This window comes from Aquimarina gracilis, assembly GCF_035285365.1.
GTDB lineage: Bacteria > Bacteroidota > Bacteroidia > Flavobacteriales > Flavobacteriaceae > Aquimarina > Aquimarina gracilis.
Genome location: NZ_JAYKLX010000018.1, coordinates 1 through 1,026 on the forward strand (window position 1 = coordinate 1; position 1,026 = coordinate 1,026).

Sequence of the window (1,026 nt, forward strand, 5' to 3'; positions counted from 1 at the left end):
AGTACCGTTGGCTTTGGCTAATAGCTCGGCCAGGCAATCTGACTTTTGCTCGGCAAGATCAAAGCGAGCCATATCATAATTAGTCGCTTCAAATTCGGTGGCATTGGCTTTTCCTAGTACACTAATATCCATCAGATCCTGTATCATATCGGCATTGCCATCGCCCCCGGCAATAGTTCGTACCCGTGCTAATAGATCAGGGCGTTTTCTAAACGCAAAACGCATATCGGCCAACAAGTCATTTCTAAAGGCATAGGCTTTGGGCGACTCTTCTTTCCAGGCCTTGGCAGCTTCTTCCTGGCTATAGCGCTCTTTGTTCCAAATGGCTTGTGCATATCGGCACGCTCCGGTACGTATCGGTAGATCCTCTACATATTTGTCCCAATCCAATCCTATACTAATCAGTACTTTTTTGTCTTCTTGCACCCAAATAAACAAGTTTTCCGCTTCTTGTGTAGTTACATCTACGGGTTGCCTTGGTGCTTTTACCAAGTCTTGTGGGATGGTTTCTAATTCGATTAATTTCGTTTGAAAATTTTGTTTGGACATATGTATTATGTATTTATGCTTTATTATTAGGAGTTAAGAATTCGATTGTCTAGGGTTGAGGCTCTCGAAACCCGACAAGATCAATAATTAACATAGATCATTTTTGTTTGGTGGCCCAACTCTGGTTCGTTATAGTCGATCACGCATACATAGGAGCCCACGGGTACCATGCCGCCTTTATGGGTACCGTCCCAACCATCGCCGGGTCCTCTATAATGGGCACTGAACAGCAAGCGTTGGCTCAGGTCATAGATCTTCACCACGTTGTTCTTATAGTCTTCAAGGCCTTCTATCACCAGGGTATCGGCAATGCCATCACCGTTGGGAGAAAACCCGCTGTTGAAATCCGTAAGGAGTTTGGAGCTACAATTCCCGGTCGCTTTCACGGTCACGGTCTGCTCGCAAGAAGCGGTATTTCCAACACCATCACTCACGATCCAGGTAACCGTAGTTACTCCGATACCGAACGCATAGGTA

General features: G+C 45.6%; 2 protein-coding genes. Both read right to left on the reverse strand.

Translation table 11 applies throughout. From position 1 onward, the window contains the following. Window positions 1-549, reverse strand: a 549-nt coding sequence (locus U6A24_RS23175; protein WP_324182411.1) for a hypothetical protein, incomplete at its 3' end; no start/stop codon positions are given. Window positions 550-629: 80 nt separating this feature from the next. Continuing rightward, a partial coding sequence (locus U6A24_RS23180; protein ID WP_324182412.1) for a T9SS type B sorting domain-containing protein occupies window positions 630-1,026 on the reverse strand: 397 nt, incomplete at its 5' end.